26 protein-coding genes are annotated in these 26,670 nt (G+C 40.3%); 16 read left to right on the top strand and 10 right to left on the bottom strand.

Features of this window, described 5'->3' with window-relative positions; translation table 11 throughout:
* Complete coding sequence (gene tfrA, locus ACZ5XX_RS02715; protein WP_464585378.1) at nt 1-1,650, bottom strand: fumarate reductase (CoM/CoB) subunit TfrA; 1,650 nt, start codon at nt 1,648-1,650, stop codon at nt 1-3.
* 81 nt (nt 1,651-1,731) lie between these two features.
* Here tfrA and sepS point away from each other — a divergent pair, with 81 nt between their 5' ends.
* From sepS to ribB, 4 genes are read left to right on the top strand one after another with little or no spacing between them, the layout of a single operon-like run.
* Nucleotides 1,732-3,327 carry an O-phosphoserine--tRNA ligase gene (gene sepS, locus ACZ5XX_RS02710; RefSeq protein WP_464585376.1) on the top strand — a complete coding sequence of 532 codons (1,596 nt, stop codon included), beginning with the start codon at nt 1,732-1,734 and terminating at the stop codon, nt 3,325-3,327.
* Nucleotides 3,327-3,941 carry an endonuclease V gene (locus ACZ5XX_RS02705; RefSeq protein WP_464585374.1) on the top strand — a complete coding sequence of 205 codons (615 nt, stop codon included), beginning with the start codon at nt 3,327-3,329 and terminating at the stop codon, nt 3,939-3,941. The genes sepS and ACZ5XX_RS02705 overlap by 1 nt, the downstream gene beginning before the upstream one ends.
* Nucleotides 3,938-4,333 carry a DUF120 domain-containing protein gene (locus ACZ5XX_RS02700; RefSeq protein ID WP_464585372.1) on the top strand — a complete coding sequence of 132 codons (396 nt, stop codon included), beginning with the start codon at nt 3,938-3,940 and terminating at the stop codon, nt 4,331-4,333. The genes ACZ5XX_RS02705 and ACZ5XX_RS02700 overlap by 4 nt, the downstream gene beginning before the upstream one ends.
* Nucleotides 4,334-4,338: 5 nt before the next feature.
* On the top strand, nt 4,339-5,040 hold the full coding sequence (gene ribB, locus ACZ5XX_RS02695; protein ID WP_464585370.1) for a 3,4-dihydroxy-2-butanone-4-phosphate synthase: 702 nt from the start codon (nt 4,339-4,341) through the stop codon (nt 5,038-5,040).
* Here ribB and ACZ5XX_RS02690 read toward each other — a convergent pair.
* Both ACZ5XX_RS02690 and gatA read right to left on the bottom strand, forming a co-directional pair.
* On the bottom strand, nt 5,024-6,520 hold the full coding sequence (locus ACZ5XX_RS02690; protein ID WP_464585368.1) for an AAA family ATPase: 1,497 nt from the start codon (nt 6,518-6,520) through the stop codon (nt 5,024-5,026). The genes ribB and ACZ5XX_RS02690 overlap by 17 nt on opposite strands.
* The gene (gene gatA / locus ACZ5XX_RS02685) at nt 6,517-7,896 is read right to left on the bottom strand and encodes an Asp-tRNA(Asn)/Glu-tRNA(Gln) amidotransferase subunit GatA (RefSeq protein ID WP_464585366.1); all 1,380 of its coding nucleotides are present in this window, start codon (nt 7,894-7,896) and stop codon (nt 6,517-6,519) included. Before gatA ends, ACZ5XX_RS02690 begins: the two co-directional genes overlap by 4 nt.
* A gap of 78 nt (nt 7,897-7,974) precedes the next feature.
* Between gatA and ala the strand changes: the two genes are divergently transcribed.
* From ala to ACZ5XX_RS02665, 4 genes are all read left to right on the top strand, one after another.
* Nucleotides 7,975-8,961 (top strand): alanine dehydrogenase, encoded by a 987-nt coding sequence (gene ala, locus ACZ5XX_RS02680; protein WP_464585364.1) that lies wholly within the window; start codon nt 7,975-7,977, stop codon nt 8,959-8,961.
* A 273-nt stretch (nt 8,962-9,234) separates the two neighbouring features.
* Nucleotides 9,235-9,357, top strand: coding sequence for a hypothetical protein (locus ACZ5XX_RS02675; protein ID WP_464585362.1), 123 nt, complete (start codon nt 9,235-9,237; stop codon nt 9,355-9,357).
* Nucleotides 9,358-9,366: 9 nt separating this feature from the next.
* Nucleotides 9,367-9,996: a LysE family transporter gene (locus ACZ5XX_RS02670; RefSeq protein ID WP_464585360.1), complete on the top strand. Its 630-nt coding sequence runs from the start codon at nt 9,367-9,369 to the stop codon at nt 9,994-9,996.
* A 34-nt stretch (nt 9,997-10,030) separates the two neighbouring features.
* Entirely contained in the window at nt 10,031-10,825 is a 795-nt protein-coding gene (locus ACZ5XX_RS02665; RefSeq protein WP_464585358.1) for an HAD-IC family P-type ATPase, read from the top strand.
* Between the two features lie 3 nt (nt 10,826-10,828).
* Here the strand turns inward: ACZ5XX_RS02665 and ACZ5XX_RS02660 are convergent, their stop codons facing one another.
* Nucleotides 10,829-11,584 (bottom strand): sugar phosphate isomerase/epimerase family protein, encoded by a 756-nt coding sequence (locus tag ACZ5XX_RS02660; RefSeq protein WP_464585355.1) that lies wholly within the window; start codon nt 11,582-11,584, stop codon nt 10,829-10,831.
* Between the two features lie 99 nt (nt 11,585-11,683).
* Here ACZ5XX_RS02660 and ACZ5XX_RS02655 point away from each other — a divergent pair, with 99 nt between their 5' ends.
* From ACZ5XX_RS02655 to ACZ5XX_RS02640, 4 genes are read left to right on the top strand one after another with little or no spacing between them, the layout of a single operon-like run.
* A complete protein-coding gene (locus ACZ5XX_RS02655; RefSeq protein ID WP_464585353.1) occupies nt 11,684-12,076 on the top strand; it encodes a PadR family transcriptional regulator in 393 nt (130 codons plus the stop codon).
* Nucleotides 12,073-13,092 (top strand): ATP-binding cassette domain-containing protein, encoded by a 1,020-nt coding sequence (locus ACZ5XX_RS02650; RefSeq protein ID WP_464585351.1) that lies wholly within the window; start codon nt 12,073-12,075, stop codon nt 13,090-13,092. The genes ACZ5XX_RS02655 and ACZ5XX_RS02650 overlap by 4 nt, the downstream gene beginning before the upstream one ends.
* Nucleotide 13,093: 1 nt before the next feature.
* Nucleotides 13,094-14,254, top strand: a complete 1,161-nt coding sequence (locus ACZ5XX_RS02645) for an ABC transporter permease (protein WP_464585349.1) — start codon at nt 13,094-13,096, stop codon at nt 14,252-14,254.
* An 11-nt stretch (nt 14,255-14,265) separates the two neighbouring features.
* A complete protein-coding gene (locus tag ACZ5XX_RS02640) occupies nt 14,266-15,474 on the top strand; it encodes a beta-alanine-activating enzyme beta-propeller domain-containing protein (RefSeq protein ID WP_464585347.1) in 1,209 nt (402 codons plus the stop codon).
* Nucleotides 15,475-15,566: 92 nt separating this feature from the next.
* Here the strand turns inward: ACZ5XX_RS02640 and albA are convergent, their stop codons facing one another.
* The 6 genes from albA to ACZ5XX_RS02610 form a co-directional block, all read right to left on the bottom strand.
* The gene (gene albA, locus ACZ5XX_RS02635; RefSeq protein WP_248564555.1) at nt 15,567-15,839 is read right to left on the bottom strand and encodes a DNA-binding protein Alba; all 273 of its coding nucleotides are present in this window, start codon (nt 15,837-15,839) and stop codon (nt 15,567-15,569) included.
* Between the two features lie 399 nt (nt 15,840-16,238).
* On the bottom strand, nt 16,239-17,438 hold the full coding sequence (locus ACZ5XX_RS02630) for a nitrogenase component 1 (RefSeq protein WP_464585345.1): 1,200 nt from the start codon (nt 17,436-17,438) through the stop codon (nt 16,239-16,241).
* Nucleotides 17,439-17,452: 14 nt separating this feature from the next.
* The gene (locus ACZ5XX_RS02625; RefSeq protein ID WP_464585341.1) at nt 17,453-18,970 is read right to left on the bottom strand and encodes a 2-isopropylmalate synthase; all 1,518 of its coding nucleotides are present in this window, start codon (nt 18,968-18,970) and stop codon (nt 17,453-17,455) included.
* Between the two features lie 102 nt (nt 18,971-19,072).
* Nucleotides 19,073-19,879 carry a DUF63 family protein gene (locus ACZ5XX_RS02620; protein WP_464585339.1) on the bottom strand — a complete coding sequence of 269 codons (807 nt, stop codon included), beginning with the start codon at nt 19,877-19,879 and terminating at the stop codon, nt 19,073-19,075.
* A gap of 1 nt (nt 19,880) precedes the next feature.
* Nucleotides 19,881-20,528 (bottom strand): CehA/McbA family metallohydrolase, encoded by a 648-nt coding sequence (locus ACZ5XX_RS02615; protein ID WP_464585337.1) that lies wholly within the window; start codon nt 20,526-20,528, stop codon nt 19,881-19,883.
* Entirely contained in the window at nt 20,525-21,553 is a 1,029-nt protein-coding gene (locus tag ACZ5XX_RS02610) for a DUF1786 domain-containing protein (protein WP_464585335.1), read from the bottom strand. The genes ACZ5XX_RS02615 and ACZ5XX_RS02610 overlap by 4 nt, the downstream gene beginning before the upstream one ends.
* A gap of 130 nt (nt 21,554-21,683) precedes the next feature.
* Between ACZ5XX_RS02610 and ACZ5XX_RS02605 the strand changes: the two genes are divergently transcribed.
* From ACZ5XX_RS02605 to ACZ5XX_RS02590, 4 genes are all read left to right on the top strand, one after another.
* Nucleotides 21,684-22,985 carry a TrpB-like pyridoxal phosphate-dependent enzyme gene (locus ACZ5XX_RS02605; RefSeq protein ID WP_464585333.1) on the top strand — a complete coding sequence of 434 codons (1,302 nt, stop codon included), beginning with the start codon at nt 21,684-21,686 and terminating at the stop codon, nt 22,983-22,985.
* Between the two features lie 185 nt (nt 22,986-23,170).
* A complete protein-coding gene (locus ACZ5XX_RS02600) occupies nt 23,171-24,364 on the top strand; it encodes a bifunctional 5,6,7,8-tetrahydromethanopterin hydro-lyase/3-hexulose-6-phosphate synthase (RefSeq protein ID WP_464585330.1) in 1,194 nt (397 codons plus the stop codon).
* Nucleotides 24,365-24,483: 119 nt separating this feature from the next.
* A complete protein-coding gene (locus ACZ5XX_RS02595; protein ID WP_464585328.1) occupies nt 24,484-25,065 on the top strand; it encodes a flavodoxin family protein in 582 nt (193 codons plus the stop codon).
* Between the two features lie 41 nt (nt 25,066-25,106).
* Nucleotides 25,107-26,669: an oligosaccharide flippase family protein gene (locus tag ACZ5XX_RS02590; protein ID WP_464585326.1), complete on the top strand. Its 1,563-nt coding sequence runs from the start codon at nt 25,107-25,109 to the stop codon at nt 26,667-26,669.
* The last annotated feature ends 1 nt before the right edge of the window (nt 26,670 follow it).

Raw genomic sequence — 26,670 nt, 5'->3', positions numbered from 1 at the left:
TCATCTTTTAATAAAGTATGGTTTCTTGTTTTTACTTAAGACGATGCTCTTTTTCCATTCAACCCTCGTCTTTGGGTAGTCTTTTCTAAAGTGGGATCCTCTACTTTCTTTGCGGATGATGGCTGATCTTGTTACGAGTGCCGCTGTTTTAAGCATGTTCTCGACTTCTAAAGCCTCCTGGAGGTACTTGTTGAATCTGCTACCCTCTGGGACATCTAATCTGTCAAGTTCCCCTTGGAGTGATCTTATGGTGGAGAGGGCTGATTTGAGGGATTTTTCATCTCTTATAATGGCGACATTTTCCCACATAGTCTCATGTAACCTTCTTTTAATCTCTGATGGTCTCAGATCACCCTCCTTGACCTTGTTCTTTATCCTATACTCCTCAACTTCAACATAGACACTGTTGAGTCTAAAATCACTTTTAAGCGCGTTCTTCGCGGCTGAAATACCGGCACGTCTGCCAAAAACTTGGGTGTCAGCTAAGGCGTTCCCACCCAGCCTGTTAGCCCCGTGGACTCCACCAGCCACTTCCCCCGCCGCGAATAAGTTTTTAAGGTTTGTACGACACCATGGGTCTATCCTAACACCACCCATAAAATGGTGGGCTGTTGGAGCCACCTCCATTGGCTCTTCTCGGATGTCAACACCCACATCCAAAAATTGAAGAAACATCGTCTCCAATTTTTCCTCTATTACATTATCTGGTAAATGGGTTACATCCAAGTAGACGCCACCATGCTCTGTCCCACGACCTTCCATGATTTCATTATAAATGGCCCTTGAAACAACATCTCTTGTTGCAAGCTCTAATCTAGGATCATATTTTTCCATGAAACGCTCACCATCCTTGTTTAGAAGTATGCCGCCTTCACCCCTCACGGCTTCTGTCACGAGAACGCCTCTGCGAGATTCTGGCCATACCATCCCTGTGGGGTGGAATTGGACTTGTTCCATGTCGATGAGTTCCGCACCCGCCTCCCAAGCTATGCTGAAACCATCACCCCCTTTCTGTAGTGTGTTTGAAGTGACAGGATAAACTTGTCCAGCACCCCCACTTGCAATTATGGTGGATTTCGCGTTAAAGCATAAAAGCCTTGAATCCTTCAATGAAATGCCCATAGCCCCTTGAACGCTCTTCCCCTCCTCATCAACTATGAGGGAAGTTATCATAACCTCATCTAAGGTTTCTATACCCCTCCTCATTATCTCCTCTTTCAATGCCGTTATAATCTCGTGTCCTGTCCTGTCACCTTGATAGCATGTTCTACGATATGTCTGACCCCCGAATGGTCGCTGATCAAGTATCCCTGATTCTTGCCTGTCAAATAGGGCCCCATAATTTTCAAGGTCTATGAGACGGTCAGGAGCCTCATTAACTAGGATCCTTACAAGTTCAGGATCATTTAAAAATCCACCACCCTTCACGGTATCCTGGTAGTGGATCTCAGGGTCGTCTTCAGCATCCACAAAACCGAAAGCCGCGTTATAACCGCCTTCAGCCATCCCAGTGCACCCTGATTTGAATGATAAGCCCTTTGATACCATCAGAATCTCAAGATCATGCTCTGATACCTCTATGGCTGCTCGGCTACCAGCACCGCCAGAGCCTATTATGAGAACATCACATTGATACACTTCGCTTTCCATAATCTATAATTTACCCAGTTACATATTATAAGTGTTATAGACAGATTCAAAATATTGGAGAAAGGGATATGGGGGTTGGATTTGAAAAGAAAGGACATAATAAAATTAGCTAGGAAGGATTTTGAAAAGGCATGGGTTGAAACCGGCAAGTTACTTAAGAAAACCCACCATGACCTGGAATATCCCCGTCTAAGGTTTAAAATGGGAAAGTCCCACATCCTCTATGATACGATATGGAGATTAAGGGATGCTTATCTCAAATTAGGATTTGATGAGGTTGTCAACCCCATATTCATTGATGAAGAACATATCTACAAACAATTCGGACCAGAAGCCCCAGCAATACTTGATAGGTGCTTCTATCTTGCAGGATTGCCCCGACCAGATATAGGTTTGGGCCTTGAAAAGATAGATGAGATCAAAAAATTGGATGTTAAAATTGATGATAAGAAAATAGACAACCTAAAGGAGGTTTTCAGATCATATAAGAAGGGAACTATTGCAGGGGATGATCTAGTAATGGAAGTATCATCAGCTCTTGATGTGAGCGATGACATCGGCCTAAAGGTTCTTGAAAGAGTTTTCCCTGAGATAAGGGATCTAAAACCTATCCCTACAAAGAATACACTACGTTCACATATGACATCTGGTTGGTTTATAACACTAGAGTATTTACATGATAAGTGCAAGCTCCCATTAAAATTGTTCTCAATAGATCGGTGTTTTAGGAGAGAGCAGAGAGAAGATCCAAGTCATCTCATGACATACTATTCAGCCTCCTGTGTAATAGTCGATGAAGAAGTGACATTGGATGTTGGCAAAGCCGTGGCAGAGGGTCTACTAGAATATTTCGGCTTCTCTAAGTTCAAGTTCCTTCCTGATGAGAAAAAGTCAAAGTATTATGTTCCCGGGACTCAGACAGAAGTTTATGGTTATCATCCAAAGCTTAAAGAATGGGTTGAAATCGCAACCTTTGGCTTATATTCCCCAATAGCCCTCTCCAAGTATGGTGTAGACAAGGATGTGATGAACCTCGGACTTGGAGTTGAAAGACTTGCAATGATATTAGCAGGGGAAGATGATATAAGGGGAATGGTCTATCCTCATATATACAAGGAATGGGAGCTTTCTGACAGGGAAATTGCAAGCATGCTCAGGATAAACTTGTATCCTGTAACAGAGGATGGTCGAAAGCTCATGGATAAAATAGTAGATGTGTGGAGAGAACATGGGGATGAGCCTTCGCCTTGCAGTTTCACAGTATATAATGGTGAATTTTTAGGAAGAAATATTAAGGTAGAGGCAGTTGAAGTGGAAGAAAATACCCGCTTGTTGGGCCCCGCGGTCAATAATAAGATATTCATCTATGATGGGAACATACTAGGGGTTCCAGAGAATGAGAAACTCGACACAAAACTTATAAAAGAGGCCAGGGAGAAGGGTATAGACACTGGGATATCATATATGGATGCTCTTGCCGCTGAAGCCGCATATAAGATCGAAGAGATGGTGGTAACAGGTTCAAAGACTGTTAAAGTTAGGAGTGCTATTGCTCGTTCACTCTCTGACCTTAACCTGATACTAGACAAAGTTGGTATGAGATATATTACAAGTAAAAAGAAGGTAATAGACCTTAGGGGTCCGACATTTTCAACAATAAAAGCTAGGATAAGATAATGTACTGGAATCGTCTTATAGATACAATGGCGCGTTTACAATATGAATGGTCAAAAAAAGTCGTCAAGGAGGATATTATTTCACACTTTAAAAGTATATGTGGTGCAGATGTCTCCTTCACAGTGGGTAATAAGGGTATAGCAGCGGCTGTGATAACAGACACTAATTTAAGAATCCTTGAAGAAAAATACAAGAAAGTAGAATTGCCCATACCATACTTGAGTGGATTTTTAGGCTTCAGAGAAGCCAATGCCATTTTAGACGTTGTTAAAGGATTGGAAAATCCCTTCGATGTTCTTATGGTAAATGGGAATGGCACATTACATCCAAGAGGCTTTGGACTGGCAAGTCATGTTGGAGTTTTCCTTGGGAAACCCACCATCGGCATCACTAAAAAGCCCATAAAAGAAGCTGAAAGAGATAATTCACTCTTAAAGATAAAAGGTAAAGTTGAGGGTAAAATAGTCAATGGCATGGTTGTAAGTGTCGGGCATAAAATAACTTTAAAAACAGCCGTAAAAGTAGTTAAAAATACAAGTATATATAAGATGCCAGAACCCCTCAGACAAGCCCACATACTCTGCACAGAAAAAGCCAAAGAGGAACTAAAATGAAAATCAAGGGAACCTTAACATCAGGATCTGGTGAAGGAGCCTACTATATGTCAAAGAAATTATACAACCTCCAATTCAAGGAAAAACTAGGATTTGAACCATACCCAGGAACCCTCAATATAACAATCCAGGAAGAGTATGTCCCCTTTATAAAAGAATGTCTAATAAGCGCAAATAAAATAGAAGGAAAAGGCGACTTTGGAGATGTACTATATATAAAGGCCACCCTCAATGATAAAATCAAAGGAGCCCTCGTATTCCCACTTAAAACGCATCATCCTCCACGTATACTTGAATTCATAGCACCAGTTTATATCCGCCAAACACTTAAATTAAAGGATGGAGATACCGTCACCTTATACATAGACGATTGTAAAAAAATAAAGCCGTGATTACAATGATCGAAGAAGCACTAAAGTCACTAAAGAAAGGTGAAATAATACTAGTTTTTGACGCTGCAAACAGGGAAAAAGAAACAGACATGATATTAGCAGCAGAACACGTAACACCAGAGCATATAAGAATACTTAGAAACGACGCAGGAGGCCTAATATGTGCTCCAGTATCTGCAGAAAACGCTGAAAAACTTGGGATACCATTCATGACCGATATAATGCAGATTGCGAGCAAAAAGTATAAAATGCTTAAAAGATTATCACCACATGACATACCCTATGATGAAAAATCAGCATTTTCCATTACAATAAACCACAGAAAAACATTCACAGGGATAACTGATAATGACAGGGCCTTGACAATAAAGGAACTCGCACTATTGTGTAAAAATGGTCAACATGAAAGATTTGGAGAATTTTTCAGATCCCCCGGTCATGTGACATTGTTAAGAGCCGCCCCAGGTCATGTTCTCAATAGGAAGGGCCATACAGAGATGAGCATAGCACTAATGGAAATGGCTGGCCTGACAGGAGTTGCTGTCTGCTGCGAAATGATGGATGACAAAACTGGTAATTCATTAAGTACCAGGGATGCCCAATTGTATGCCAATGAACATGATCTCATCTTCCTGGATGGTTCACAAATCATCAAAGCATATAATGAGATGAAAACCCCAAAAAGGGGGACTATAAACCGTGCTTAAATTTCCCCTCCAAAACTTTTATTGGAATATAACCTCTAAATGAAGGTTTACGAGCTACTGAGCATATCTCTGAAATGTTAATGTTTTCTTCGATAGTTTTTAAGGCTGTGAGGCAAAATTCCTCGAGTCTGATCTCTATCTCAGGAGTTCCCCCTCTTTCACTGATATCCGCCTTCGGGAGCTTATAAATAAAATCACAGCCCAGAGAGTGTTTTATGAAATCCGCAGCTTTCACGAATATCTTATCATCATAGACCCTATTGAGGATAACCCCCCCTACCTTGATTCCTAATTTTTTCATTAATTTTCCATGCGCCACGATATCAAGTGCTGCTGATTCTATACCACCTTTACTACAATTTGAAACTAATATGATTGGTATGTCAGCGGCAAATGCGATCTCAGCAGATGAGTATGGGGTTTTCTCATTTAACAAACCTGTTACACTACTCATAACACCCTCCACTATGATAATATCATAGGCTGAATCCCTTAATCTCCTTAGAACATCTTCAAGTGACATCCAACCAAGGTCAGCTATTCTTATAGAAGAGTATTCTTCCATTTTCTCTTTTATAAGGTAAAGTGCAGGGACTATATCCCTTACATCAGGTCCGACTTTAAGGACTCCGACTTTGAATCCTCTCCTGCGGAGCGCCCCTGCAAGGCCCGTGGTTATAAATGTTTTACCAGAACCAGATCCTGTACTTGCTATCATAATCATCAAAGGATAATTAAATCTTCCTCCAGCCTTTGGAATTTTAATATTTGTATCGATGCCCAATTCAGATTTTATCTTTTTGACAAGTTGACCATTACGTTCCAGTATCATTTCCCTGTCCATCTCATCAGCATCCAAAAATTGTAAGATGTTTTCAACTAGTCTTGGATTGTGATCAAGACAACCATGGATTAAAGTGCCCACTATATTCCCTTCATCATTACAAACCCCCGATAAAATCTCTTGGGGATTATCCCTATAGTCGCTCCTTTTTATCTTTGAATAGAATATGGGCTTTGCATCTCCTTTTATCGCCCCATAGGTGTGGCAATGAAATCCTCTGATGGTGGTTCCAATAAGACCCCTTGTCATGAATGATTCGCCCACGACTGAGGCTTCAACCCTATCATTATTTATCATAGGCTCAAAACTAACATTTAAAAGGCCCAAGCCCTCCCTTTTAATAGGATGGGGAGATCTTCGACCTATATTAGTCTCTTCCCCAAGTACTTGGAATCCTGAGCATATACCTATGATGAAACCGTCCTCTGAGATTTTTTTGACTTCACGGACAAAATCAGAATTTATCGAACCAGATTCTATTATACTGCCTCCAGGGATTATCAGACCATCTATTACTTTGTGGGCTGGTTCGCCTTTGACTAGGCCATTTTCTTTAACGATGTCAGTTGGTAGGTTGCCGAAATCTTCGAACGCTGGTACCGAACCCTTTAAATATGCTAATCCTATCCTCATCATCCTCGTCCTTCGAGTATTGATCCGATCTCTAGCATGGTTTTCATGATTTTCCAATCTTCCAGTGGTTTGGCCTGTAATTGTAAACCTATAGGGATCCCTTTAACTTTACCTATTTTCATGCTAGCAGCGGGTATGCCGGCTAAATTCGCTATGACGGTTAAAATGTCATAGGAGTACATTTCCATTGGTGTGAGGGTTGTTCCAATCTTGTGCGGTAATTTAGGGACGGTGGGTCCTAGTATGACATCCACATCATTGAGAACTTTTTCTATTTCCTTTCTTATAAGGGAACGTGCTTGGAGGGCTCGCCTATAATACTTGCCGGAGAATTCTTTCTGGCTTATATATGATCCGATTTGTATTCTCCTTAAAACTTCTTCGCCACAAACATCCTCAATTTTATAACCGTATTTCCTACCATCATATTTTCTCGTCGCAGAAAAAAATTCCACATAATTTATAAGATAGTAGGTTGGCAGGCACAGGTCAATATATTTAAAGGGGAGTTCGACTACCTTATAACCTTCCTCTCTAAGCAAGTTGATGGTATCTTCTATTATATCGACTATTGGATCGTCCGTAACCTCATGGAATTCTTTCACAACACCAAATGTTAAATCTGGCCCTCTTTCATTGGATAATTCAGTGAAGGATGTTCCTTCAGATTTTATTGTTGTAGGATCCTTGGGATCATAGCCGCTTATAACATCAAGTAATAGACTTATGCCATATAAGTCATTGGATAATGGCCCTATTTGGTCGAAGCTCATGGCAAGGTCAAGAAGGCCTTGCCGGGATACAAGGCCATAAGTTGGTTTGAATCCATAAACGCCACAATGTGAAGCGGGGTTTCTTATGGATCCTCCAGTGTCTGATCCTAGGGTTAAGTCGCACATGTGAGCTGCTATTGCAGCTGCGCTACCCCCACTTGAGCCTCCAGGTATTCTGCCTTCTGCTGAGGGATTGTCTGTCACGCCAAAATAGGATGTTTCGGTGGAACTGCCAGCAGCGAATTCGTCCATGTTAGTCATGCCAATGATTATACCATCTTCTTTTTTTATCCTTTCTATGACGGTGGCATCATAGCTTCCACGGTAATTTTCAAGGGTTTTAGAAGCTGCCGAAACCATGAAATCTTTAACATTAATGTTGCTTTTCACACCGATCACTAAACCGGCCAATCTACCAACCTTCTCATCCGCAGATATCCTTGAGTCGATCTCAGCAGCCTTTCTAATAGCATACTCCTTGTTTACTTCTATGAAAGCGTTTATCCTGGGATTCTCTTTTTCTATGGTCTCTAGGAAATTTTTAACATTTTCTTCTGCTGTTAATTCATGTCCTTTGATTGCTTCAACTTTACTCTTGGTATCCATTGGCAACACCCTTTATTAAACTGATAAAAATTATACACATATAAGATTTTATCCACATATGCTGGTTATGGTGAGCGGATGAGAAAAACTCTACTATTAAAGAAGGGTGACATCGAAGATCTTGTGGACATGGATGATATTCTAAGAGTTGTTGAAGAAGCGTTCAAAGAGTATGCTCTTGGTAGGGTTCAAATGCCCCCAAAGAGTTATCTATTCTTCATAGGGGGTGATCTTAGGATCATGCCATCCTACCTAGAAGGTTCGGGGGTGGCCGGGGTGAAATGTGTTAATTCCCATCCAAACAATCCCAGGAAATATTCCCTACCCACGGTAATGGCCATTATAGAACTAGTGGACCCCGAAGACGGTTTTCCACTTACGATAATGGATGGTACTTGGGTTACGGATATGAGAACTGGCGCCGCCGGGGGAATATCAGCAAAATATCTTGCAAGACCCGATTCGAAAAAACTCGGCATAATAGGGGCTGGTAGACAAGCATACACGCAACTTATGGCCATTAAAAGCGTATTAGATATTGAAGAAGTTGGTGTGTACTGTCGCACGGCATCAACTAGAGAAAAATTTGCAAAGAAAACATCAAGAGAATATGGTATAGATGTTATACCCACAAGCACGGCCGAAGAGGCTGTTAAGGACAAGGATATTATAGTCACGGCAACTCCTTCAACCAAACCCATTATAAGATCGGAGTGGATACCTCCAGGCGTGCACATATGCGCTATCGGGGCAGACGCCCCTGGCAAACAAGAACTAGATCCTAGGATCCTCATAAAGGGGAGGGTTTTCGTCGATTCTTGGGAACAAGCTTCCCATAGTGGTGAAATAAACGTACCGCTCAAGGAGGGCATATTATCAGAGGATGATATAACAGGTACCCTAGGCCAGGTTCTAATAGGTGAAATCCCAGGAAGGACCAAAGACGATGAAATAACAATATTTGATTCAACAGGCCTTTCAATACAGGATATGGCAACAGCATCACTAATATATAGGAGGGCCTCAAAGGAAAAAAGGGGGGTTAAAATAAGCTTCATGGAGTGAACCAGCAGGGGGGATCCCAGTGTTTTCGGCTGGTACTTTACGATTTCAACCTCCTCTACTGGTTCCATGGTTGTATTTTAATTCAAGTTTTGAATTCTTTATGTGGGATAATGCCCCGAGAAGAATGTTTAAACTTTCCCGGCTTTTATCCATCTATTTAAGAGGAAAGTTTTCTCGCCGAAAAAGATAAAGTATATCATATGTAATAGTAGATTATATTGTTGAAAGGGGATGTTTTTAATGGAATCTTATATCAGTAGTCTTCTAATTCGAATGGATCATGTTTGTGAAAGGATGAAGATTCTCAGCAGGACAAGAGTGCTCAAAAAGGAGGATATGGAGAGGATAGACTACCATTTAACCCAGATTATGAGGATACTTAATGAGTGCGCCTAGCGTGATCAGATGCTAGAGGTTCTAATTTTCACCGCAACCTCCTTCATGATCGGACTTTCAGGTGCCATGGCCCCCGGTCCTCTTTTAACTGTCACAATCTCTGATTCCCTCAAGAAAGGATCTAAGGCTGGTCCGTTGTTAGTATTAGGCCATGTTATAGGGGAAGTTCTGCTCATTCTACTTATCCTGGAAGGGTTTGGCTGGTTGATAACTTCATCTTCGGCGTCTGCTTGGGTAGGTTTGATAGGTGGGGCTGTTATGATATTCATGGGCTTGAATATGATGCGGGATACGAGCCCCATGATGGAATCTGATGAATTTAAGGATTTTGGCCTGGTACCTAAGGGTCTTGTAACTAGTGTTTCAAACCCATATTTTTTTATATGGTGGGGTACGATAGGCGCTGCATTGATGCTTAAGGGCATGGAATTGGCGAAATTGGCGGGGTTGGCAGCTTTTCTCATTGGGCATTGGTCCTCGGATTTTGTATGGTATAGTATTGTATCATTCTTTTCTGCTAAGGGTAAAGTGATATTAAAGGATAGTTATAAGTTTATAATATTAGCTTGTGGCATTTTCCTCATTGTAGTTGGATCATATTTTATCTTAACCTCTTCAATAACCCAACTAATATCATAATATTTTTCTGGATGGAAAGTAGAAATATTTTTTGATGAAGAAAGCTGTGGTATTTGATAATTCTGGGACTCTTACTGAGAGATATAGGGCGATCAAAAAGATTAGAACAGGTAAAATCTGCGATTTTATCAGTTCACTGGATTTGGTTGAGTATAAAAAGAACAGAGCTCTTGTAGTCCTCCAGACAGACCCTGCATCTTGTATAATTAATGCCAAACCAAACCAAACCATATACAATTTTATAACACGAAACAATATAGACTTAGGTATAAGCTACTCTAATATCGATATAACCAAAGATGATATCCTAGATATACTGAAAAAGGACAATAGTAAGGTTAGGGATATACAGGACACCATAAGAGCTGTTTTAGAGAGGGGTTATGATATCGAGATATGTAGTGGCTCAGGGTTCATAATCAACATAGAAAAAAGAATAGTTGAATTTACTCTAACAGCTGGTGGCAAATTATTCCCAGAAGTCCTAGATGTTGTCTCAGAGCTTAAAAGGAAGAATATAGATATTTATGTCGCCTCTGGTGACAGGAAAGGGGCCCTTGAAAAGCTTGCAATCACGATTAATATATCGACTTCAAATGTTTTCGCCACAGTAGATACAAAAGGAAAAGCCCTTGTTATAAGAAGGCTCAAGAAAAAATATGATAAGGTTATGATGGTTGGAGACGGTCTCAACGACATCCTAGCACTTAAAGAAGCGGATATTGGCGTGCTAACTCTACAACAGAGTAATAAGGTTCATGAGAAGCTTTTAAAAGCTGCTGATATCATCGTATATAATATAAGAGAGATCTTAGACATAAAATTTTAATTCTTATGGTCTTTTCATTAATTTTTTGATCCTTGATTTGCTTTTTAGAACATTCTTATAATCGTTAACTTCTATTATACCTTTTTTCACGCGTTTAAGGAATTTTAAGTTGAGATTGCCCTCACCAACTGGTAAATGTTCATCTTTTTTACCATTATTATCATTTATATGATAATATGCTATATCTTCAATTTTAAAAAAGTCTTCAAATTCCCCTGTTGTATTGGCATGCCCCATGTCCACCGTAGCAGAGCATTCACAAGCCTTGATGAACTCTTCATGTTCGCGTGGATTGTTGCAAAGGTAAGAATAGCGGCCTGGCATGTTTTCAATGGAAAGTTTAACTCCAAGATCATCTGCATAAATGGAACAATCCTTCAGTGTTTCTTTCGCGAATTCTAATGCCATGTTCCTTATTCTCTCTTCTTTTCTATGTACGAGTCCTGGGTGTGTTGTTATGGTAGTTGCGCCAATTTTATGGGCTAATTCTATTGTCTCCGTTGTCTGTTTTTTGGTTTCCTCTCTGATACCCTGGTTTATGCTGGCAGGGTTAAGATCAATTGTGGGCGCATGTAGGAGTAATTCGACATCATAAGATTCCAAGGATTCTATGAATAATCCATCTTCTAGTAATTTTCTGGGCCAATACGGACCTTCGCAGAGTATTTCGATGAGTTGGAAACCGTCCCTTGATGCTATTTCCAACATTTCTTCGAATGATTTCATGAATAGTGCCAAGGTAGAAAAGCCAAGTTTCATAATGGATCCCCTTCCCTTTTTATTTTTCTTGTTGTGGATAAAATTTATATATATCAAAAACTGATATATCAAAAAACTTATATAATAGGATGGGCTATTATGAAAAATTGCAACAATCACATAATAAAAAGTTTCATGCGCGGATTCGGGAAGACAATGATCTTACTCATGATAAATAAAGAAAGAACTCACGGATACGAGATAATGAAAAAACTCCACAGGTTCTATTCAATAAAAGGCATATCCCACAAGATAAAACCACCAGGTCCGAGTATAATCTACCCAATACTCCACGATCTTGAAGAAAGAGGACTCATAAAAGGTGAATGGGAACTAAAAGGCGGAAAGAGGGTTAAATATTACAAGATAACACCACAAGGTGAAGAAACGGTCAAAAAGATCAAACATATAATGGAAGATCACATCACGAAGATCTGGGAAGAATTCTGGGAAGACATACCCCCAAAAGGGCAAAAAGGGGTGAACAGATGAAATATGCCATAGAAACATTCAATTTAACTAAAAAGTATGGAGACTTCACCGCAGTCGACAGCCTAAACATGAAAATAGAAAACAAGACCATATTCGGATTCCTAGGCCCCAACGGAGCCGGTAAAACAACCACGATAAAAATGCTCACATGCCTCATACCACCAACAAGTGGCACAGCAAAGGTCGCAGGATACGACATAATAAAAGAACCGAATAATGTAAGACAAAAAATAGGAATGGTACCACAACTTGTAAGCCTATACAAGGACCTTACAGTAAAAGAAAATGTGGAGTTATGCGCAGACTTTTATGGGATGTCCCCCGAACTAAAAGAAGAAAGAATCAATGAACTCATGGAAATGGTGGACATAAAATATGCAGAAAACAAGCTCGTAAGACACCTATCAGGCGGACAACAACAAAAAGTCTCCCTCGTAGCCAGCTTAATACACCAACCAGAAATCCTATTCTTGGATGAGCCAACCATTGGACTAGACCCCACAACCAAGAGAGTACTATGGGACCTCATAAGCGAATTAAACAACGAAGGACACACCATAATACTCTGCTCACACGACATGTACGAAGTAGAACTACTCTGCGATCATGTAGGCATAATAAACCAGGGAGTGCTAGCAGCTTTTGACACTCCCCAAGCACTCAAAGATGCTGTAATCAAAGAAAAGGAATCAAAAGTGGCCAAAATATTAAAAAAGATAAAAGAAGAAGATGAAAAGGGCGAAATTATTGAAAGAGAAGGTAGAGAGATAAGCATATTCATAATCAACCTCACAGATAAAATCATCGAGGAAATAACGGAACTACCAATGGTCATGGAAATCAAGAAGCATCATAGCAATCGTATAACGATAAAAATAGATGAAGGATCAGAAAATGGTGTTAACACGGTTATAAGGACCATCCTAGACAATAATGGGATTATAAAGTCCATTTCAACTAAAGATCCGAGCCTAGAGGATGTGTTCATAAAAGTAACATCAAAGAAGGTGGAATAAAATGGAAACAAAAAAGATCATGTGGATGATCAAAAAGGACCTCCTGGAATTATGGAGGCATAAACCACGTCTAATAGCCATGTTATTATTCCCAATAATCGCCATAGTTTTCTTCGGTTATGGGATGGGAGGATCCCTCGAAAATATCCCCATAGTTATAGTTGAACAAAGCCACGGCCCCGTAACTAATCAGACAGTCACGGCTATAAAAAATATGAGCTTATATGATGTCAAAGAAGTGACATCAGACCCTGACCAGGCAAAAGAGATGGTGGAGTCAGGTGCAGTTAAAGCCGCTATCATACTACCACCTGACTATGACAACCTAGAAAGTAGACAAGCCCCAACAGTCATTTTATATGTGGATTCGTCAGATCAGCTTGCAACTCAAGCAATTGTACCAGCAACACAAACACTATTCGCGAGGATCTCCGGAGAAGTCGGGGTCCAGAAAATGCAAATAGAAAGCCGGACAGGCCCCATAACACAAAATGAGAGTTCTAACGCACTTCAGAGTATTGTGAATGCCATTAATTTTGAAGTTGATAAAATATATGGGGATGTGAAATATATGGATTTCCTAATCCCTGGTATATTAGCAATGACAATAATGTTCGCATGTATGGGTGGTATGGGACGTTCAATCGCCGGTGAAAGGGAAACAGGAGAACTTGCAAGGCTTTTCATGACACCGACAAGTATAGCGACAGTAGTCGGCGGCAAAATCATCTCCAAGTTAATAACAGAGACGGGAAGAGCCCTGATATTACTCATAGTCGCCATAGTACTTTTTGGTGTAACAATAAAAGGAAGCATGCTCCTAACATTCCTTTTACTCATATTAACCGCTTTATGTTTTGTGGGCTTCGGTATAATGATATCTGCAAGGGCAGAAACCCAAGAAGATTACATGCAAATGATAATGCCATTTCAAATGCCAATGATGTTTGTATCAGGAGTCTTCTATCCAATAGAAACCATGCCATGGTTCTTCCAAAAACTAGCATATGTATTCCCATTAACTTATGCAAATAACGCCCTAAGAGCCGTAATATTAAAAGGAACTGGCATCACTGAAATATGGTCCGACCTCATAATATTACTCGCATTTACTCTCATATTTTTTACATTAGGTGTTATAAGATTCAATAGAGACATATAAAGGGTGATATCATGAAAAACGAGAAAATAATCATGGGATTCTTAATAATATGTGTTATTCTCGGTCCTGTATCTGCTGTTGACTGGCCCATGTTCCATGGCAACCCAGAACATACAGGTTTCCTAGAGGAACCTAGTGATTTTGCATCTCACCCATGGACAACAAAGATAGGACCAGTTAATGGTTCACTAGCAATATTTAACAAAGTAGCATATATCGGGTGCTTGGATGGTAAAATATATGCAATAGACCTTGAAGATGGTATAATCATCTGGGATTATAAAACCAAGGCCAGTATAGTGTCTTCACCTGCGATAAAAAATAATACTTTATTTGTAGGTTCTAAAGATGGGTATCTTTATGCCATAGACATAGAAACTGGTGAACTGAAATGGAAATTTAAAACAGGCAATTCTATAGAATCGTCGCCTGCAGTTTCTAATGACACGGTTTATATTGGATCGGATGATTGTCGTGTTTATGCCATAGACATAGGAACCGGTTCAAAAAGATGGGACCTTTACCTTGGCGATTCTATCAAATCCTCGCCTTTACTTGTAAATGATACACTATATGTTGCAGCTACAAACGGGAGATTATATTCAATCGGGACGGAAAATGGGATGGTAGTGTGGAATTACACTACAGGAGATGCGATATATTCAACTCCTGCCTTCTATAATGGGACAGTTTATGTCGCATCAAATGACGGCTACCTTTATGCTTTTAATGCTAATGACGGGACGATAGAATGGAAGTACAACCTCGGCGATAAAGTGTGTTCATCTCCCACTATAGATGAAAATGACAACAGCTTATTTATCGGAACTGATAATGGAAACTTCACATGCCTCGACACTAGGGATGGAAAATTAAAATGGTCATACCAGACCAGAGGGCCTATAAAATCTACAGCAGCCCTTTTCGACGATTATGTAACCCTAGGTTCGGATGATGGAACATTATATATCCTAAATAAATATAGTGGAAAAGAGGAATGGAAATATTCACCAGGCTATTACCTGTTTAATTCACCGATAAGATCTTCCCCAGTAGTCTATGGGAAGGCAATATACTTCGCATCAGAAAACGGTTACCTATACTCTGTTGATAGTGAAAAAAAGGAAGGTCCAACCCCAATATTCGCATATTATACTCTTGGAATAATCATAATTATAATTGGGGTGATAATGTGTATAAGAATGCTAATGAGCAGATAGTCCATAGAATCCTCTAAGGATGAGCATGGTCGGGGATTTAAAAAAAATGGGATGAGTAATCCCCGACACTCCCCAAAAAACTGCAAAAATTCCTATTTCCTTAACTGGATTTCAATTGCTGAAACGTTCGTGGCTGTTCCTTCGTTACCAATGATTTCCTCTGTGGAAATATCAATGTTGGCAACGTCAATGTCCGGTATGAAACGGTTTTTCACGATCTCGGCGACGTCAACAGCCCGGCTTATAGCCCTACCCCGAGCTTTTAATATCACCTCATCAGCTCCGCCGTTCATTTGAGTTACAACGGCCAACACATAGTTCATGACGGGTTTGTTTCCGATGTATACAACATTTTCCTCTGACATCACTTAACCTCCAATAGAATGTCGTGAACTACCCCACCCTTATGGATGGGGTTTCCTGCTTCACTGAGAAGATCTGCCCCTCGATCACTTTCCTATAGGGGGATCATTTGGGGGGTGGGATTCTCCTCTCCACAGGCATTCGGGACCGTCTCCAGCCCCACATCCTATTTCATAACTCTTGTTATCTCTTATATATATAACTTTCTATCAGTTCCCCCATACTGTATCCTATCGCTTTCGCAAGGGAACTTATCAATAAACAGAAGGTTAAAGTTTTTTTTGAAAATAATATATGTGCAGAATGTGTCCAATATTTTTTTGTTGTTGATTACGAACTCCTTAATGAACCCTCACACGTTTGAGGAGAGTATTCTGATCCTAATAGTTTCTATGTGGGGGTTAGCTGCTGGGGCTTCTGATTAAATTGAATATTTTTTGTGAAATTGAGAGCGCGCCTTGGAACCCCCATGTTAGCTCTTTTCCGTGCATTACATCCAAAACTGGGATCTTAAAGTTATAGGATAAATATGACTCTCCTAAACCTCCTAGGATTATGTGAGGTTGCTCCTTTTTTATAAACTTTTCAATTTCGCCGACCTCTGGTTGGATGAGCACTCTCGGTTTCGCGTCTCCAAGGGCCCATTTAAGTTCTTTTAGTGTATATTCTCCGATTAGATCTATTGATATTAGTACGGGTGTCATCCCAAGTTCTTTGAGAAATGAAGCTAGTGCTATGGCTCTTGTGGGCCCTGCGATTATAGCGGCCTTGTAGCCATCGAGTTTCTGGCGGAAGTAATCAATGGATGGTTTTAATTTATCATATTCCCTTTGGAGGGGATAATCTAAGTTGAAATGGTCTATAAGTGTTTTGAAAAAATTTAATGAATTTGAGAACCCCATTGGGAATGGATAATAAACAAATGGTATTCCAAATTCTTCTCTGAGTATTTTACAGGGTATGATACCTGAAATGTCACAGAAGGAATAATTTAAGTGCGCTAGGGGGATGTTTTTTATATCTTCTAGGTTGCTTCCACTTGTAAGCACGCAGTTTATATCTATACCCATCCTTTTGAGGGTTTTTTTAAGTTCTAGAAGGTCAGGACCACCCCTAAAGACGCCTATAAGGTTTATTGACGGATTCTCAGTCTTTCCCCTGGTTTGTTTGGGGATTGTGATACTTTTTATAAGTGTCTCTAGTACTTCTTCGTATCCCCCACTTTGATCCGATTCGAAACCTCCCGCGCTTATAGCTATGATATCCGCGTTTATCTCATCCTTTAATTCCCTTGCAACCTTTTGGATATCTTCTCCGATTATACTTGTTGAACAGGATGTTAAAACGGGGATTAAATCTGGTTTGTATGTTCTGTCCACGGTTATGATTGTTTCTTTCAATTTGTTTTCCGCTCCAAAGACCACATCCTCCTGTGATAGTTCAGTGGAACATATTCGTATCCTTGAACCGCTTCTCACACTTAAAAGGTATCTTATGTGATATGCACAGCCTCTTGGACCATGGATGATCGGTATTGTATTCTTTATGCCTATAAGAGCCCTTATGGCCCCAAAGAGTTTACATGTGGACATTGGCTCCATCTGGGCCCCACCCGTCATTTCAAAGTTAATATTTTGTTTATGGCGTCGAGGACTGCTTCTACACTAGCCATTACAATATCTTCTCTTGTTGACCTTCCTGTTGCTTTGTTGCCTTTCTTGTCACTCATTATCACGAAAACTTCTGCGAGTGCATTTGTACCCCCTGTTATGGCCTCTATATTATATTCTTCCAATTCTATGTCGGCAGTTTCACTCACTAAGCTGTGAATAGCATTTATGGCAGCGTCAACTGGCCCCACCCCCGTTCTTGCCGCTGTTTTGATCTTGTCTTTGATTCTGAGTTTTACTGTTGCTGTTGGCATCACACTTTCTCCTGTCATCACTGCTATACCTTCTAGCTTGACTATTTCTTCTGGTGCACGTCCTAGAAGTGTGATGGCCATTGCCTTGAGGTCAGCATCTGTCACTCGTTTACCCTTATCTCCAAGCTCTTTCACTTGTTTGTAGAGTAGTTGGAGCTGTTCATCGTTCATTTCTATGCCATGTTCTTCTAGCTTTGACTTTATGGCCTTTGTCCCTGTATGTTTACCTAAGACTATTCTTCTTTTATGTCCTACCATTTCTGGTTTTATAGGCTCGTATGTTTCGGCCTTTTCTGTCACGCCATGTACATGGATTCCTGCTTCATGGGCAAATGCGTTTTCACCTACAATAGCCTTATTGGGTGGCATTTTAACTCCTGTGATTTTTGAGACGAATTCTGAAATGTCAACGAGCCTCTTTGTCTTTATATCTACTGGGATCCCATAGTGTATGATCAGCGCCATGACAACCTCTTCTAGGGCTGCGTTGCCCGCTCTTTCTCCTAGACCATTAACTGTGACATGTACTTGGCCTGCACCGGCTTCTACTGCTGCTAGTGAATTTGCGACTGCGAGTCCGAAATCATCATGGCAATGGACACTTAATGGTATCTTGAGATTTTCATTGAGTTTCCTTATGAAGTGTTCCATGGCGCGTGGTATCATAACGCCTACAGTATCTGGGACGTTTATGATATAGGCTCCAGCATCCTCCACAGCCTTGTATATCTTGAGCAGATAATCGAATTCTGTCCTTGTAGCATCTTCGGCTGAAAATTCTACTTTAACCCCATGGTCCCTTGCATATTCAACTGCAAATATTGCTTTTTGGATTATATCCTCTTTATCCATTTTGAGCTTGTACTTTCTATGGATAGGTGATGTGCCAATGAACGTGTGGATGTAGTCCACGTCACAGTCTAGTGCAGCGTCAAGATCCCCTTTTAATACTCTTGCCAAGCCACAGATGTTTGCATTTAGTGAAAGTGATGCGATATTTTTCACAGCATTTTTTTCACCTGGAGAAGCGGCTGGAAAACCGGCTTCGATTATGTTCACTCCCAGTTGATCCAATTTCTGGGCTATGCTGATTTTTTCATCTACTGTAAGGGCCACTCCAGGTGTTTGCTCACCATCTCTTAAAGTTGTATCGAATATTCTAACTTTTTTTGGGAGTTTCATTTCCTTTTTCACTTCCTCTATGGACATGGCAATTCCTCAAAAGGAGCTGAATTATAATATTGGGGGGAATTATTGATTATATTATTATCCTATTAAGTTTATAAAGTTTCCTCTTCCATAATTGGTGAATCATGTTGCCATGCAAAGGCTTAGGAAATTTCTAAGTCCAGGGGCGAGGCCCAAGATGAATATACTAATTTTCAGGGTGTTTTTCACGTATTTATCTTCAAAACCTTCAATAAAATACAATACAGTTAATATTATTAATATTTTTAATGGGAACATTACAAATGCTGTGTTAGTAATGTTTGTAAGGAAGGTTGGCAGCACATGCTGTTCCCAGTAACCATAGAAATCAACAGCAACAAAGGTTGTGGAAGCATCGAACAAATGGACTGATAAAACAGCCAAGTTAACCCTATCATTTAGAAGATCCCATTGCAAGCCCAAGACTGCGAAAATGAGCGTGAAAGCCATCCATATAGCTAATATCCCGAAAAAGGGTGTGAGGTTGAAGGGTTTTAAGTGCATGATATTTGGGATTGAAAGTAAAAGTCCTGTCAAGAAGATGATACGTTTATAATCCCACCCAAATTTCTCCTCGAGTTTAACTGATGCTAACAATGTCATTATCGCTGTTATACCTACTATAATATAAATTCCTGGCGTGACAAGAAAAAGGGTGAGTGGATAGACCCCATTATCAACTAAAGCTCTTGCACCAGATCCTACAAATATAAAAGGGATTAGTGGTAAAAAAAGATCCTTAGGATCCTTTTTAATCCACCTGAACATCCTTATTATAATTAACACCACCAGGCCAAGAATCAGACCAAATATTATGGTGTTAAATAAAGTATAACCTGGATGGAGATAGAAGAAATTTTCCTGGAAAAATCTTATAATAGGACCTATGATGTCTTTGCAGGCTAACATTTTAGATTCTTTTAATTTTTTTGTTAATTACTTCTTTTAATATGAGGTGTAGAGGTGTTCTATCCCCACGGGGTCTTGTTTTTCCCTTTTTTATAGCAGCAAGTATATCATCCGTATTTGGTTCGGAATCTACTTGTGTGAAACAAGTTCCAATGGCTGCTATAAAATGGGCGTCGCTCGAACCTATCATTGGAAGGTTCCTTTCCTTAGCGAATTTCTTAGCCCTCCAATTGGAATAACCGAAGATGTAACGAGAATTCAAAGTTTCTATACCATCAACCTTTAAATCTTGGACGTTCACGAACAAGCCTTCCCTGTATCTTACAAAGGGGTGGGGGACTATGGCAACACCCCCTTGTTCATGTATTTTATCAATCGCTTCTTGGGGTGTGACACCTTTCTTTATCTCGTCTTGGATGCCAAGGGCTAAAATATGCCCTTCAGATGTGCTTATCTCCATGGCGGGCACTACTATGATGCCCTTGAAATCTTTGGCTTCTTTTTCAGCAACCCTTGAGCCTTGGATGGTATCATGGTCTGCGATTGCTATCGCATCAAGACCTACAAAGATTGCTCTTTTAATTATCTGTCGGGGTGTTCCTTTTGCATCACCAGAATATATACTATGGATATGGGGGTCAAATATCATGGATGTTCTCCCCGATGATATATTACACTGTTTATGAGGCCAACTGGTCCAGTCATCATCACATCCCCTGCCGGGGCGGCATGATATGCTGGTAGATTTGTCTTGTCAACTAGTCTGCGTTGTGGCCCGGTTACCACTATTTTTTCACATGTTTTTATGGCTTCGATTATGTGTGCTCCATGGCCCCCGTCTTCGTGGACTTGGGAGTGTGTGAGGGTCCCGTTAACTAGTTTCTTGATGAGTTTTTCGATTTTATCAGGGTTTAACATTTTTGTGTGGTGTTCCATGAGTCCCATGATTTTACCTTTTTTGATGGTTGCGGCTAGGGTGTGGCCATTACCAACGTCTAGTACCACGAGTTTGTCGTGTTCTATGATTTTGGGGTCTTGGAGTGCGCCTGCTATGGCTGCGAATTTTGAGTCCATGAGTAATGGGTTGTATTTTTTCAAGCTTTTTTTGATTGATTTCATCCTTGTAAAGTATTCTGGGATTTTGTTTTGGTATGCGAACTCTTCAGGTGGTGTGGGTTTTTTGAGTTTTTCCTTTATTTTATGGAATCTGAAGTCTCTGTCCCCCATTTTGGGTGAGTATCCATGATCTTGGACTGCGATTGCGAGATGGTCGAATTCTAGTTTGATGTTTAGATTTGATAGGGCGGTTTTCAATGCTTTTATGTTGATGTCCGCGAGTTTGATTGTCTTCCAGTTGTGGGGGTTTTCTTCCGATATTTTTATACCGATCTTTTTTACTTTTTGAAGGTTGTCTTTTATTGTTCTCGCCGCTTCTGGTGTCATTGTTATTTTGTATCCTTTTTTGAGATGTTCTTTGATTGCGAATGTTATTGGCCCGCCACCCATTGTGTTTCCTGTTAGGAATAGGTTTTGTTTGGTTTTTCTTATTTTGTTGGCGAGGATTTTTGTGGGGGATGGTAGTACCATTTTGGTTGAGTTTTCGATATTATATTTTGAATTGTATAACATTATGTCTTGTGTTCCGACTCCTACATCGATTGCGAGTATTTTCATGGGAACAATATTAGGAGTGTTATGTTTAAAAAAGTGTACCACCACTTAAATGTATACTTTTATACAGCGAAGCTTTAAATAGTGCCTTATAGATAATTTGGTATCATGCCAATTTATGAAAGGTGATCAAATGAACAAAATAATACTAAATGAAAAAGAATTACCAAAAAAATGGTATAACATAAATTCAGACCTACCAGTACCATTACCAGAACCAAAAAACCCAGAAGAAAAAGACAACATAAGTAAACTACCCCAAATGTTCTCAAGCGGCGTGTTAGAACAAGAAATGTCCATGGAAAGATGGATAAAAATCCCAAAAGAAATTAGAGAAATCTACAAGAGAATAGGGAGGCCAACCCCACTATTCAGGGCAAAGGGCCTTGAAGAAATGCTAGATACACCCGCAAGAATATACTACAAAAGAGAAGACTACTCACCAACAGGAAGCCACAAACTCAACACAGCAATAGCACAAGCATATTATGCGAAAAAAGACGGCGCAGAAAGACTCACAACAGAAACAGGAGCAGGACAATGGGGGAGCGCATTATCCCTCGCATGTTCATTAATGGGCTTAGAATGCAAAGTATACATGGTAAGAGTATCATACAACCAAAAACCTTATAGAAAAACCATAATGCAAATCTACGGGGCCGAAATCGTACCATCACCAAGCACAGACACAGAATTCGGGCGCAAAATATTAAAGGAAAACCCAGAACACCCAGGATCCCTTGGTATAGCAATATCAGAGGCCATAGAAGAAGCACTACAAAATGAAAAAGCATACTACTCTCTTGGAAGCGTGCTAAACCATGTACTATTACACCAAACCGTCATAGGCTTGGAACTAAAAAAACAACTTGAAATCGCAGAAGAAACACCAGATATCCTAATCGGATGTGTGGGTGGGGGAAGCAACTTCGGCGGGACAATACTACCCTTCGTAAAAGATAAAATAGATGGAAAGCTTGACTGCGAATTCATAGCATCAGAACCCGTAGCCTGCCCAACCCTCACACAAGGAGAGTACCGCTATGATTACGGTGACACAGCCGGAATGACACCACTACTCAAAATGTACACACTAGGACACGACTTCATACCCCCATCAGTACACGCCGGCGGCCTACGATACCATGGAATGGCACCACAAATCGCCCTACTAGTAAAGGAAAACATCGTGAAAGCACGAGCCGTCAGCCAAAAATCAGTATTTGAAAGTGGCGTGAAATTCGCGAAGGCGGAAGGTGTCATCCCAGCACCAGAAACATGCCATGCAATAAAAGTGGCCATTGACGAAGCCAAAGAGTGTAAAAAAACCGGCAAAGAAAAAACAATAGTAATCAACTTCTCAGGCCACGGACTATTAGACCTCCAAGGATACGAAGACTACCTCACAGGCACCCTACCCGAAAACAACAAATAACCACTTTAATTTTTCCCCCCCATAAAAATTGCAAATATTACTTTTTATATATTTTAAATTATAAAATATTAAAAAATCAAGGACAGCATATCCTTGTTTAATATAACTTTTGAATCTGAAGTTCCCAAGCAGAAAAATTAATATCACAAATCATATATGAATTAACAAATTCTTGGAGGATTCGAATGTATAGAATTGGTGAAGCGCTAATAGGAAAAGGCAATGAAGTCGCCCATGTAGATCTTATAATAGGGGATAAGGAAGGTATTGTAGGCTCGGCCTTTGCAACTGGACTTACAAATATTTCAATCGGTCACACGCCCCTACTTTCTGTTATAAGGCCAAATCTAATGACAAAACCTGCGACATTAATGATACCAAAGGTGACTATCGGATGTTTGGAAGATGCTAATAAAGTATTCGGACCTGCTCAGACAGCTGTTGCAAGAGCTGTTGCAGATGCTGTCGAAGAGGGGATAATACCAAAGGAGAAGGTTGAAGACTTAGTCATAATCGTGAGTGTTTTCATCCATCCAGAAGCAGAAGATTACCAGAAGATCTACCATTATAATTATGGGGCGACAAAACTTGCAATAAGAAGGGCCATGGAAAGCTACCCATCAATTGAAAAGATCCTTTCCGAAAAAGATAGGGGTGTGCATCCAGTCATGGGATTCAAGCCTATAAGATTATGGAACCCACCATATTTACAAGTTGCCTTGGACCTTGAAAGTATTGAAGAAATGGAGAGGGTGGTGGATACCCTCCCACCACGTGAAAGGATACTGCTCGAAGCGGGCACACCACTTGTCAAGAAATTCGGTGTAGGGATCGTGGACAAGATAAGAAAATTGAGAAAAGATGCATTTATAATAGCAGATCTTAAAACTTTAGATGTTGGTAGGATGGAAGTTAAGATGGCGGCTGATGAAACAGCGGATGCAGTTGCCATCTCAGGGCTTGCAACAAAAGCAACAATCGAGAAGGCTGTCCATGAAGCGCGAAAACAGGGCGTATATTCTGTCCTTGACATGATGAATGTTGAAAATATCCCAGAAAAACTTGAAGAACTTAGATACAAGCCCGACATCGTGCTTTTACATAAGAATATTGATGTTGGAGCAGCAGAAGTTTCAGAATGGGGTGACATTCCCAAGATAAAGGAGATCATCGGTGAAAGGGGATTGGTAGCTGTGGCGGGTGGAATAACACCATCCAAGACAAAAAAAGCTCTTGAAAGTGGTGCTGACATAATAGTTGTTGGGAGGTATATAACTGGGTCCAAGGATCCAAGAAGAGCGGCAGAGGATTTCTTAGAGCAATTACCACCAGACCCTGACACGATGAGATTGCCACATGAAGAAGACGAACCAATCTAAACATTTCTATGGGGTTCCTGAAAATAAATTATAAGTTAAAAGTTATAACTTACAAGTTATCAGGTAGAGGTTAAAAGCACCGACATGCAAAAATTCGATTTGGGAGTCGGGTGAAAATAATGGATATAATCGGCATATGTGGAAGCCCACGCAAGCAAGCCACAGAATATGTGCTTAAAAATGCGCTTAACACACTAGAAGATGAAGGATATGAAACTGAATTTTTCACTGTCAGAGGAAAAGATCTAAGCCCATGTAAACATTGCGATTATTGTTTAAAGAAAAAAGAGTGCATAAACAAGGATGATATGTACACCCTCTATGATCTCCTTCCAAAGGCAAAAGGCATATTAGTCGCCACACCAGTCTACAATGGTGGACTAAGCGCCCAGACAAAAATTATAATAGACAGATGCCGGGCACTCAACATGAAAGATTATGATATTCTACGTGGAAAAATTGGGATGGCAATTGCCGTTGGTGGTGACAGATCTGGAGGGCAAGAACTTGCAATCCAACAAATACACACTTTCTATATAGCCAATGGTGTGATACCAGTAAGCGGAGGATCCTTCGGAGCAAACCTCGGCGCATGTTTCTGGTCAAAAGACACACTAGAAGGGGTTAAAAAAGACGTGGAAGGATTCAGAAGCCTCCAGAAGACCCTTAAAATGTTCATAAGGTTCCTGGAAAAGGAATGATTTTATAGAGCAGAGACCCCCCATTGTTTCTTGGTGATTTAATGAGCTTGACAAGTAGCACATCAAAGCTAGTGAAGGGTAGCTTCCTTATAATGGTCAGCAGCCTCATTTTCAGAGTTGGAGGATACATATACAGAGTATTCATGACCAGATTACTCGGACCCGAAGGTTATGGTCTTCTCGGCTTAACATTCCCCCTACAGGGGATATTCCAAATACTTTCAGCTGGTGGTCTGCCACCAGCCATCGCAAAATATGTCGCACAGCACAAGGCACTCAATGAAGATCAGATGGCAACACAAGTCCTTCACACTTCCTTGAAGCTGATGATCATCCTTGGTCTTAGTTTTTCTATTATAATATTTTTCCTGGCACCTTGGCTTGCAAATGATGTCTTCCATAAACCCCTTTCACTTTATCCTATACAAGCTGTTTCACTTATCACACCATTTAGTGTTATTGTAGGCGCATTTAGGGGCGCCTTCCAGGGCATTTATAGGATGGAATATGTTGTTGTGACACGAGCAATTGAACAAATATTCATGATAATATTCGCAGTCTTATTTGTAATGATCGGATTTTATGCGGCTGGGGCTGTTATAGGTACAGGTTTCGGTTTTATAGCATCTGCCATTTCTGCAGTTGTAATATATGAAAAGCTACTTAAAGGTTACTTGCCACCAGTTGACCCTGAGAATAAATTGAACTTCCAGGAAGAGCTAGGATTAATGAAAGTCCTTTTAGGTTTTTCCATCCCAGTGATTATAACAGCATTATCTGAAATGGCCATCTATGATATAAGCGTTTTTGCCATAGGTATATTCCTAGCAACTAAAGCGGTTGGTTATTATACCGCCGCGGATCCAATCGCAAGATTACCTCTTATCATCTCCCTCTCGGTCGCTACAGCTGTTTTACCAGCTACTTCAGAAGCTTCAGCACTCAAAGACAATAGTTTGCTTGAAACTTATGTTGTACAATCTTACAGACTTGTCATGTTATTTGTTCTACCATTATGTATAGGTATTGCAATATTTTCAAGGCCCATCCTTGAACTCCTATTTGGGGGCGCTTTCATTTATGGTGCCGGTGCCCTTACAATACTCGTAGTTGGCATGACATTCTACACACTCTTCGCACTATCTGCAAGCATCGCCCAAGGAATAGGCCATCCCCGTCTTCCAATGTACATATTATTGATAGGCACTCTCATAAACCTTGTACTTAACATTATCATGGTGCCAGTTTACGGTATTGAGGGTGGTGCTCTTGCAACAACCATCGCAACATTCATTATAATGTTACTCTCATTATGGAAAACCTTCCAAATTACCAATGTGAGATTGCCATACACTGCCTTTTGGAAGATAACACTAGCATCCATCATAACAGGGATTCCACTCATCTTAATACCTAATACAATAACAGGACTTATAATAGCACTTATAATATCATCCCCAATATATGTAACGGCACTATTAACCGTGAGAGGTTTCGAAAAAAGGGATATACGTTTGATGAAGCGTTTAAGTTCAAGAATGGGGCCACTAGAGGGGCCGATAAACAGATTAATCGACTTTATCGATAGATACACTCCCACATAAG

The organism is Methanothermobacter crinale (assembly GCF_055397825.1).
This window is presented reverse-complemented; position numbering and strand designations above follow the sequence as displayed.

Coding starts and splice junctions, on each gene's coding strand:
- ACZ5XX_RS02700 (WP_464585372.1), top strand. CDS start 3,938: ATGAAAATCAAGGGAACCTTAACATCAGGATCTGGTGAAGGAGCCTAC.
- ACZ5XX_RS02675 (WP_464585362.1), top strand. CDS start 9,235: ATGGATCATGTTTGTGAAAGGATGAAGATTCTCAGCAGGACAAGAGTG.
- ribB (WP_464585370.1), top strand. CDS start 4,339: ATGATCGAAGAAGCACTAAAGTCACTAAAGAAAGGTGAAATAATACTA.
- ACZ5XX_RS02595 (WP_464585328.1), top strand. CDS start 24,484: ATGGATATAATCGGCATATGTGGAAGCCCACGCAAGCAAGCCACAGAA.
- albA (WP_248564555.1), bottom strand. CDS start 15,839: ATGTCAGAGGAAAATGTTGTATACATCGGAAACAAACCCGTCATGAAC.
- ACZ5XX_RS02690 (WP_464585368.1), bottom strand. CDS start 6,520: ATGATGAGGATAGGATTAGCATATTTAAAGGGTTCGGTACCAGCGTTC.
- ACZ5XX_RS02665 (WP_464585358.1), top strand. CDS start 10,031: ATGAAGAAAGCTGTGGTATTTGATAATTCTGGGACTCTTACTGAGAGA.
- ACZ5XX_RS02600 (WP_464585330.1), top strand. CDS start 23,171: ATGTATAGAATTGGTGAAGCGCTAATAGGAAAAGGCAATGAAGTCGCC.
- ACZ5XX_RS02660 (WP_464585355.1), bottom strand. CDS start 11,584: ATGAAACTTGGCTTTTCTACCTTGGCACTATTCATGAAATCATTCGAA.
- ACZ5XX_RS02650 (WP_464585351.1), top strand. CDS start 12,073: ATGAAATATGCCATAGAAACATTCAATTTAACTAAAAAGTATGGAGAC.
- gatA (WP_464585366.1), bottom strand. CDS start 7,896: ATGGATACCAAGAGTAAAGTTGAAGCAATCAAAGGACATGAATTAACA.
- ACZ5XX_RS02610 (WP_464585335.1), bottom strand. CDS start 21,553: ATGAAAATACTCGCAATCGATGTAGGAGTCGGAACACAAGACATAATG.
- ACZ5XX_RS02590 (WP_464585326.1), top strand. CDS start 25,107: ATGAGCTTGACAAGTAGCACATCAAAGCTAGTGAAGGGTAGCTTCCTT.
- ACZ5XX_RS02640 (WP_464585347.1), top strand. CDS start 14,266: ATGAAAAACGAGAAAATAATCATGGGATTCTTAATAATATGTGTTATT.
- ACZ5XX_RS02605 (WP_464585333.1), top strand. CDS start 21,684: ATGAACAAAATAATACTAAATGAAAAAGAATTACCAAAAAAATGGTAT.
- ala (WP_464585364.1), top strand. CDS start 7,975: ATGAGAAAAACTCTACTATTAAAGAAGGGTGACATCGAAGATCTTGTG.
- ACZ5XX_RS02630 (WP_464585345.1), bottom strand. CDS start 17,438: ATGGAGCCAATGTCCACATGTAAACTCTTTGGGGCCATAAGGGCTCTT.
- ACZ5XX_RS02615 (WP_464585337.1), bottom strand. CDS start 20,528: ATGATATTTGACCCCCATATCCATAGTATATATTCTGGTGATGCAAAA.
- ACZ5XX_RS02670 (WP_464585360.1), top strand. CDS start 9,367: ATGCTAGAGGTTCTAATTTTCACCGCAACCTCCTTCATGATCGGACTT.
- ACZ5XX_RS02645 (WP_464585349.1), top strand. CDS start 13,094: ATGGAAACAAAAAAGATCATGTGGATGATCAAAAAGGACCTCCTGGAA.
- ACZ5XX_RS02620 (WP_464585339.1), bottom strand. CDS start 19,879: ATGTTAGCCTGCAAAGACATCATAGGTCCTATTATAAGATTTTTCCAG.
- tfrA (WP_464585378.1), bottom strand. CDS start 1,650: ATGGAAAGCGAAGTGTATCAATGTGATGTTCTCATAATAGGCTCTGGC.
- ACZ5XX_RS02655 (WP_464585353.1), top strand. CDS start 11,684: ATGAAAAATTGCAACAATCACATAATAAAAAGTTTCATGCGCGGATTC.
- ACZ5XX_RS02705 (WP_464585374.1), top strand. CDS start 3,327: ATGTACTGGAATCGTCTTATAGATACAATGGCGCGTTTACAATATGAA.
- ACZ5XX_RS02625 (WP_464585341.1), bottom strand. CDS start 18,970: ATGTCCATAGAGGAAGTGAAAAAGGAAATGAAACTCCCAAAAAAAGTT.